Below are 2,005 nucleotides of genomic sequence, written 5' to 3'. Positions count from 1 at the left end.
TCAACGCGTGTTTCGCTGCTTTCAGCGCGTTGCCAGCGACGTCGCCGACAACCGGGATCACGCCGATGGCCGCGGCGAGAAAATCGAGTGTGTCTTCCGCTTCGGCAAAGCCTTTAATATCACCGACCACCGGGACAAAATCAGCCAAGGTTGAGAGCTGGCCGATTAACTCTTTCGAACTTGGGTCTTGGTAATCAGCATGATAGGCGTTTAGCGCTTCGCCGCCCAGTTTTCTAAAATTAATCAGGTATCCAATGAATAAGCCTTAACAAAATCGTTATATGCTTCATGCAGATGGTAGAAATCCGCATCAGGGTCATCTTTTAATTCTTCGTAGCGATCCATGAGCTTTTTAAATAAACCGTCTGGTACAGGATGAGGTTCTGTCTCATTTTTAGCACAGTAAAAATAGACCAATCCCTCTTTCAATAGCTGAATAGATAATATATTGTTAAGTAAAAACAGAAAAGCATATTCCCAATCTCTTTCTGACAACAATAAATATAACAAGCAAGTTGATCTCAGAAAGTCATTATATAATACTCTTGATTCAAGAATTAATTTGCAAAAAACAATCCCTTCATTCTGATCAATTGAGTAAAGCATATTAAGGTAATCGAATGCATCTTTCTCAGGTGCTTCAGTCGAAAGCTCATTGACATAACCATTCGTTAGATAACTGCTTAATCCTTCAAGTAGCTCTTTAATATTTTTATGGGTTAAGTTCATCATTATTTAAATGCTCCTGTTTGTACTGTGGACAATCGTTTTGAACCATCCGACAAAATTACCCAAGTCGCATAAATTCTTACAGAACCATTATCACCAGATACCACAACTGACGTTCTTCGGTTCTTGGGTGTAACATCTATCATTGAATCCAATAATTTATCTATTATCATATTGTTAGCGCTAGAGGTGTTAGGTATGCCAGCATTATTGAGAACGCGTTCCATATCACGTGATCTTTCGATATTGTGTATTTTATCTTCTAGTTGTTTTAACTTAATTGCATTATTGGGATCTTTGGCAAATAAGCTTTGACTTTTATTTTTTGAGTTCTTGAGAACATTATACTCTTTTTGCAGCGCATCCAAATCACCGGAAGCCTTTCCGCGCATATAAAGCTCCACTTTATCGATAGGTATTCTTGCATCTCCTCTTACTGCTGTGAGGTGATATTTTCCGTTAGCATCAGGTAGCGAACTAATTTCAATATTACCATACAGCCGCTGTTTGGCTGCCAACGTCTCTAATTGGCTCGCCTCTTCAACCAACTTCGACGCCCCAGCGACATCGCCTTTTTTCAGTGCGTGTTTCGCTGCTTTCAGCGCTTTGCCAGCGACGTCGCCGACGACCGGGATCACGCCGATGGCGGCGGCGAGCTGGCTGATTAACTCTTTCGAACTTGGGTCTTGGTAATCAGCATGGTAGACAATCAGTGTGTTACTGTCCAGTTGGCTAATGATGCTAAGCCTAACACGCTCAAGATTTAATTAAAATGGTGAGAATAAGATACCTTTATTCTCATTTTTTGCCCGTTCGATCAATATAGCTAATGACGATAAATAACCATGAACATCTTGTCCTGCCAATTCCTCCATCAACATGGTAATTTCTTTACCAAGAACGATGAGTTGTTCATCACTAAAAAGTTGCATATCACAGCTAGACAGTTCTGATAACAATGCATATTTGTCGGGATCACTCCTAATTAAAAAATTCTCATTTCCATCGAAGTCACTCAGTGAAGCAAGACTCTCACCAATAGACTTGTCCCATAAGTATATTATAAACATATGCTCACCTAATTACCGTTTTACCAGGAAATGTATTAACTAAGCTACCTTTGTCATCAGTGATGACTGTCATAATTGATGGTAAACATCCGGCGATCTCACCTTGCGAGTTTATATTAAGTGGTTAAGGTGAGCGGCAGATTAGGTGGATGAGGAGAAGGTGTTACCGGGCAGGGGCAGCAGTTGGTCCAGTTGACTATTTTTCC

At 40.5% G+C, this 2,005-nt stretch carries 3 protein-coding genes; all 3 read right to left on the bottom strand.

Annotated elements, in window-relative coordinates; genetic code table 11:
- Window positions 1-243: 243 nt before the first annotated feature.
- Window positions 244-732 carry a hypothetical protein gene (locus tag EOJ37_RS13980; protein WP_127960484.1) on the bottom strand — a complete coding sequence of 163 codons (489 nt, stop codon included), beginning with the start codon at window positions 730-732 and terminating at the stop codon, window positions 244-246.
- The gene (locus EOJ37_RS13975) at window positions 732-1,367 is read right to left on the bottom strand and encodes a hypothetical protein (protein ID WP_206194074.1); all 636 of its coding nucleotides are present in this window, start codon (window positions 1,365-1,367) and stop codon (window positions 732-734) included. Before EOJ37_RS13975 ends, EOJ37_RS13980 begins: the two co-directional genes overlap by 1 nt.
- Window positions 1,368-1,496: 129 nt before the next feature.
- The gene (locus EOJ37_RS13970) at window positions 1,497-1,799 is read right to left on the bottom strand and encodes a hypothetical protein (protein WP_127960483.1); all 303 of its coding nucleotides are present in this window, start codon (window positions 1,797-1,799) and stop codon (window positions 1,497-1,499) included.
- Window positions 1,800-2,005: the final 206 nt, after the last annotated feature.

The organism is Serratia microhaemolytica (assembly GCF_004011885.1).
GTDB classification, from domain to species: Bacteria; Pseudomonadota; Gammaproteobacteria; order Enterobacterales; family Enterobacteriaceae; genus Serratia_G; species Serratia_G microhaemolytica.
The sequence above is the reverse complement of the archived record's forward strand: the minus strand, read 5'-3'. Positions and strand labels throughout refer to the sequence as shown.

Excerpts from the sequence above, each read along its gene's own strand:
- EOJ37_RS13980 (WP_127960484.1), bottom strand. The coding sequence starts at position 732 with ATGATGAACTTAACCCATAAAAATATTAAAGAGCTACTTGAAGGATTA.
- EOJ37_RS13970 (WP_127960483.1), bottom strand. The coding sequence starts at position 1,799 with ATGTTTATAATATACTTATGGGACAAGTCTATTGGTGAGAGTCTTGCT.